This window comes from Hoeflea sp., from assembly GCF_984452065.1.
On record NZ_CFHWAF010000020.1, the window covers coordinates 1 to 5,666 of the forward strand.

5 protein-coding genes and 1 pseudogene are annotated in these 5,666 nt (G+C 62.0%); 5 read left to right on the forward strand and 1 reads right to left on the reverse strand.

Annotated elements, in window-relative coordinates; all coding sequences use genetic code 11:
* The 3 genes from AC5E6N_RS05865 to AC5E6N_RS05875 all read left to right on the forward strand — a co-directional run.
* Positions 1-213, forward strand: a 213-nt coding sequence (locus AC5E6N_RS05865) for an acyl-CoA dehydrogenase family protein (RefSeq protein ID WP_491746940.1), incomplete at its 5' end; no start/stop codon positions are given.
* 10 nt (positions 214-223) lie between these two features.
* Positions 224-2,440, forward strand: coding sequence for a dehydrogenase E1 component subunit alpha/beta (locus tag AC5E6N_RS05870; protein WP_491746941.1), 2,217 nt, complete (start codon positions 224-226; stop codon positions 2,438-2,440).
* Positions 2,437-3,474, forward strand: coding sequence for an ACP S-malonyltransferase (locus AC5E6N_RS05875; protein ID WP_491746942.1), 1,038 nt, complete (start codon positions 2,437-2,439; stop codon positions 3,472-3,474). The genes AC5E6N_RS05870 and AC5E6N_RS05875 overlap by 4 nt, the downstream gene beginning before the upstream one ends.
* Here AC5E6N_RS05875 and AC5E6N_RS05880 read toward each other — a convergent pair.
* Entirely contained in the window at positions 3,467-3,886 is a 420-nt protein-coding gene (locus tag AC5E6N_RS05880) for an Lrp/AsnC family transcriptional regulator (RefSeq protein WP_491687632.1), read from the reverse strand. The genes AC5E6N_RS05875 and AC5E6N_RS05880 overlap by 8 nt on opposite strands.
* 140 nt (positions 3,887-4,026) lie before the next feature.
* Between AC5E6N_RS05880 and amaB the strand changes: the two genes are divergently transcribed.
* Together amaB and AC5E6N_RS05890 are read left to right on the forward strand one after the other, a co-directional pair.
* Positions 4,027-5,526, forward strand: coding sequence for an L-piperidine-6-carboxylate dehydrogenase (gene amaB / locus AC5E6N_RS05885; RefSeq protein ID WP_491746943.1), 1,500 nt, complete (start codon positions 4,027-4,029; stop codon positions 5,524-5,526).
* A 15-nt stretch (positions 5,527-5,541) separates the two neighbouring features.
* Positions 5,542-5,666 (forward strand): annotated as a pseudogene (locus AC5E6N_RS05890) (L-lysine dehydrogenase); the annotation flags it as partial.

A 5,666-nucleotide genomic window follows, 5' to 3' on the forward strand; every position in this document is an offset into this window, starting at 1 on the left:
ATGATCTCCATCGTCAAGCGGAACAATTGCGGCAAGGCGCTCGACATTGCGCGCCTGGCCCGCGACATGCATGGCGGCAACGGGATTTCGGAAGAGTTCCAGGTGATGCGTCATATGTGCAACCTTGAAACCGTCAACACCTATGAGGGCGCGCATGATGTCCATGCGCTGATCCTCGGGCGGGCGCAGACCGGATTGCAGGCGTTTTTCTGACGGGTGCGAGATGGACCGCGCGGACATCGTCCACGAGAACTTCCTGAAACGTGTCGCGGCGGCTGATTTTCCGCCGCCGGTCGCCGGCCTGACACCCGATGATGCGGAGCTCCTGCCGCATCAGATGATCGGGAGGTTCCGCAGCCAGGTGCTGTCGCGTCAGCTCGATCGGATCTCGCGCAGGCTGCAGGCGCGTGGCGAGGGATTCTACACCATCGGTTCGTCCGGGCATGAGGGCAATGCCGCGATCGCCGCCGCGCTGAGGCCGGGCGACATGGCGTTCCTGCACTACCGCGACGCGGCCTTCCAGCTTCAGCGGGCGGCGCAGGTGCCCGGGCAATCGCCCGCATGGGACATGCTTCTGAGCTTTGTCGCGTCGAGCGACGATCCGATATCCGGCGGCCGCCACAAGGTGCTCGGCTCAAAAGCCCTGATGATCCCGCCGCAGACCTCGACCATTGCAAGCCATCTGCCGAAGGCGGTCGGTGCGGCCTATTCCATCGGCCTTGCGCGGCGGATCGATCCAGAGCATCGGCAGATGCTGGAGGGCGCGATCGTCCACTGCAGTTTTGGCGATGCTTCGGCCAATCATTCCACCGCGCAGGGTGCGTTCAATACCGCTTGCTGGACTGCCTATCAGGGCATTCCGCTGCCGCTTCTCTTCGTGTGCGAGGACAATGGCATCGGGATTTCGACAAAGACGCCTGGCGGGTGGATCGAAGCGACGATGGGTCAGCGTCCGGGACTGGCTTATTATCGCTGCTCGGGTCTCGATCTCGTCGAAACCTACGTCAGGGCAAGAGAGGCTGCCGATTTCGTGCGCCGTCGCCGCAAACCGGCTTTTCTTCACATGTCCACCGTGCGCCTCTACGGCCATGCCGGTTCGGACATGCAGACCGTCTACATGAAAAAGGCCGAGGTCGAAGCGGATGAGGCCAATGATCCGCTGCTTCATTCCGCCCGCCTCCTGATGGAGCACGGCATGCTCGGTCGCGACGATGTGCTTTCGATCTATCATGAGGAGGAGGCGCGCTGCGCCCGGATTGCCGAGAAGGTGATCACGCGGCCCAAACTTGCGACGCCGAAGGACGTGATGGCGAGCCTCGTTCCGCCGGCCCGCGCCTGCCGGCGCGGCAACGGGCCCTCGGCAGACGAAAGGCGGGGCCTCTTCGGCAGCGATGCCAAGGCGCTGGACGCGCCGCAGCATATGGCGCGGCTCCTCAACTGGGCCTTGACCGACCTGATGCTTGAGCATGACGAGATCGTGCTCGCCGGGGAGGATATCGGGCCGAAGGGCGGTGTCTACAACGTGACCTCGAAACTGCATGACCGGTTCGGCGCGCACCGGGTCATCAACACGCTTCTGGACGAGCAGTCGATCCTGGGCCTTGCGATCGGTCTCGCCCACAACGGTTTCGTGCCGATACCGGAAATACAGTTCCTCGCCTATCTGCACAATGCCGAGGACCAACTGCGCGGCGAGGCGGCGACACTGAGTTTCTTTTCAGGCGGGCAGTTCACCAACCCGATGGTCATCCGCATCGCCGGTCTTGGATATCAAAAGGGCTTCGGCGGCCACTTCCACAACGACAACAGCCTTGCCGTGCTGCGCGATATTCCGGGTGTCGTGATCGCCTGCCCGTCAAACGGTGCCGACGGGGTGCACATGCTGCGCGAATGCGTGCGGCTGGCGCGCGAGGAACAGCGCGTCGTGGCGTTCATTGAGCCGATTGCGCTTTACATGACGCGTGACCTGCATGCGGAAAAGGACGGTTTATGGACGTCGGTCTATGAGGCGCCGGGAGCCGGTTCGCCGATCAGGCTTGGTGAGATCGGCCGGCATGGTGACGGCACCGACCTTGCAGTCCTGACCTACGGGAACGGCTATTACCTTTCGCGCCAGGCCGGGAAGATTCTCGAAGACGCGCACGGACTGCAGGCCCGCATTATCGATCTGCGCTGGCTGGCGCCGCTCAATACCGAGGCGATCCTGGAGGCCGTCGGACCTTGCGGACATGTGCTTGTCGTCGATGAATGCCGGACGACCGGCTCCCAGTCCGAGGCGCTGATGGCGCTTCTGGCTGAACGGGCGGACCCCGAGAAGCCGATTGCGCGGATCGCCGCTTATGACAGCTTCATTCCGCTCGGACGTGCCGCGACCGCAACGCTTCCGAGCCGCGACGCGATTGTCGAAGCGGCGCTGGAACTGACGGGCAGGCGGTCATGACCCGCACCGCTGTCGTCATCTGTCCCGGGCGCGGGACTTACAACAAGGCGGAGCTCGGCTATCTCGGACGGCATCATGCCGACAAGACAGACTTCATCGCCATGGTGGATGCTTATCGGAACGAACGCGATCAGGTGACCGTCAGCGCGCTGGACGGCGCGGAGCGCTACAGTGTCGGCGCGTTCTCGCGTGGCGACAATGCATCGCCGCTGATCTATGCCTGCGCCTATTGCGATTTTCTCGCAATTGACCGGTCAAAGTTCGATATCCTTGCCGTGACCGGCAACTCCATGGGCTGGTACATCGCGCTCGCCTGCGCCGGCGCACTGTCTCCGGCGGGCGGCATGGACGTCGTCAATACAATGGGCACGCTGATGCAGGAGAGCCTGATCGGCGGCCAACTCGTCTATCCGTTTGTCGATGCGGATTGGCGAGAGGTGCCGGGTCGCCGCGAGGAGGTCTTCGAGCACATCAGGCGGATCAATCTGGAGCCGAACAGCAGCCTCTATGTTTCGATTGAGCTTGGCGGAATGCTCGTCCTTGCAGGCAATGAGGCCGGCCTTGCGGCGGCGGAAGCCGTGCTGCCGCGTGTCGATGAGCGGTTTCCGTTGCGCCTTGCAAACCATGCGGCGTTTCATACGCCGCTGCAGGAGCCGATCGCCGAAAAGGGCAGGGCGGCACTCGGGCCGTATTTGTTCAAGCAGCCTGAACTGGCGATGGTCGATGGCAGGGGCAGCATCTGGTATCCTCAGGCAACTGATCTGACCGCGCTGAGGGAATACACCCTGGGTCACCAGGTCACGCAGACATATGATTTTACCGCTGCCATACACACGTCAGTGCGGGAATTCGCGCCTGATTGCCTGATTGTGCTCGGGCCGGGAAACACGCTCGGCGGTGCGGTGGCGCAATCGCTGATTTCGTGCGGTTGGGACGGACTTTCGGGCAAAACGGATTTCAGCGAACGTCAGCGCGCGGAACCGCTGCTGATATCCATGGGCCTTGACGGGCAAAGACCGTGGGCCGTCAGCTGACTTTGGCAAGACGCAGGCTGCTGACCGTTTCGGCGACATCGGGCACACGGCGGATGTCGTCGAGGATTTCGTCCAGCTTCTTCAGTGAATGGGTTCTGATCTCCACGATCATGTCGAAACTGCCGCTGAGGGAGTGGATATCCCCGGTTCCGTCGATGCGCCTGAGCCTCGCCACCGTGGGGCGCATATCGTTGGCGACGAGCTTCAGAAGGCAGAAGGCGCTGATGATGCGCTCGTCCTCGTCCGGGCTGAGCTCGACCGTGAACCGGTTGATCGCCCCGCTGTCTCTCATGCGGGCAATACGGTTTTGCACCGTGGCGCGGGAAATTTTCAGGTCGGCCGCAAGATCGGAGATGGAGCGTCGTCCGTCTTCGGTTAGTATCTGCACAAGCCTGCGATCGATATCGTCCATAGCCTGATTTCATTTTGTTTCTGATAATTTTCATTATGTCAGAAAATAAGCGAAATGACAAAAGGAAGTGGCTTTTTGATGACATCCATCCGTAGTGTAATGGGAGCGGTTTTGGTCGCTCTTATCCAGGAGAAATTGCCATGACATTTGAAGATATCCTGACCGCGTCCGGTTTCGGCAAGGGTGAGCTGGAAGGCGGATCGCTGCATGTCCATACGCCGATTGACGGAAGCCGCATCGCGTCGCTGAAGACCGATACGGTCGCGGATGTCGAAAAGGCAATCGCGGCAAGCAACAAGGCCTTCCGGCAGTGGCGCCGTGTGCCTGCGCCAAGGCGCGGGGAACTGGTCAGGTTTCTTGGCGAGGAATTGAGGGCGGAGAAGAAAAATCTCGGCCGGCTGGTGACGCTCGAATGCGGCAAGATTTATCAGGAGGGCCTGGGCGAAGTTCAGGAGATGATCGATATCTGCGACTTCGCGGTCGGCCTGTCGCGGCAGCTTTACGGCCTGACGATCGCTTCCGAGCGCCCCGGCCACGCGATGCGCGAGACCTGGCATCCGATGGGCGTTTGCGGTGTCATTTCAGCCTTCAATTTTCCGGTTGCCGTATGGAGCTGGAACACGGCGGTCGCCCTGGTCTGCGGCAATTCCGTGCTCTGGAAGCCATCCGAGAAGACGCCTCTGACGGCTCTGGCCTGCCGGAAAATATTCGAGCGCGCGGCGGCGCGGTTCGGCGAGGCACCGGACAATCTGCTGCAGGTGCTCGTCGGCGGGCGGGATGTCGGCAGTGCCATGGTGGGCTCGAAGGATGTCGCGATCGTCTCGGCGACGGGCTCCACGCGCATGGGCCATGCGGTCGGCGTCAAGGTCGCCGAACGGTTCGGCCGCTCGATCCTTGAGCTGGGTGGCAACAATGCGATGATCGTCAGCGGCAGCGCCGATCTGGAGATGGCCTTGCGGGCGATCGTTTTTTCCGCGGTCGGAACCACAGGGCAGCGGTGCACGAGCCTGCGCCGCCTGATCGTCCATGAGAGCATTTACGACGCGCTGCTGCCGAGGCTGAAGGATGCCTATTGCGGCCTGCCGATCGGCAATCCGCTCGAAGAGGGCGTCCTTGTCGGGCCGCTCGTCGACGCGGACGCGAAGGGCGCCATGCAGTCGGCGCTGGATAAGGCGCAAACCGAGGGCGGGGCGGTGCATGGCGGCGAACCGACACTGATCGCCTCCTATCCGGATGCGGCCTATATGGCGCCTGCCATTGTCGAGATGCCGGACCAGAGTGATATCGTCAGGCACGAGACCTTCGCTCCGATCCTCTATGTCATGAAGTACAAGGAGCTTGGCGAAGCCATCGAGATGCAGAACGCGGTGCCCCAAGGGCTCAGCTCCTGCATCTTCACCACCGATGTGCGCGAGGCGGAAGAATTCCTGTCTGATGTCGGTTCCGACTGCGGCATTGCCAACGTCAATATCGGACCGTCCGGCGCCGAGATCGGCGGTGCGTTCGGCGGGGAAAAGGAAACCGGCGGCGGGCGTGAATCCGGTTCGGACGCCTGGAAGGCCTATATGCGCCGGCAGACCAACACGGTGAACTATTCACGCGAACTGCCTTTGGCGCAGGGCATCAAATTCGATATCTGAAGGCGGGGACATGACATGAAGGACATTGCGGTTCTCGGACTTGGCAAGGTCGGCAAGCTGGCCGCGCTGCTGCTGCATGAATGCGGCTTTACGGTCACGGGTTTCGATCAGCGCACGCCGCGTGAGGCCGTACCCTATGC

What these genes read in the sequence shown, in the direction of transcription:
- AC5E6N_RS05870 (WP_491746941.1), top strand. Translation starts at nt 224, where the DNA reads ATGGACCGCGCGGACATCGTCCACGAGAACTTCCTGAAACGTGTCGCG.
- AC5E6N_RS05875 (WP_491746942.1), top strand. Translation starts at nt 2,437, where the DNA reads ATGACCCGCACCGCTGTCGTCATCTGTCCCGGGCGCGGGACTTACAAC.
- amaB (WP_491746943.1), top strand. Translation starts at nt 4,027, where the DNA reads ATGACATTTGAAGATATCCTGACCGCGTCCGGTTTCGGCAAGGGTGAG.
- AC5E6N_RS05880 (WP_491687632.1), bottom strand. Translation starts at nt 3,886, where the DNA reads ATGGACGATATCGATCGCAGGCTTGTGCAGATACTAACCGAAGACGGA.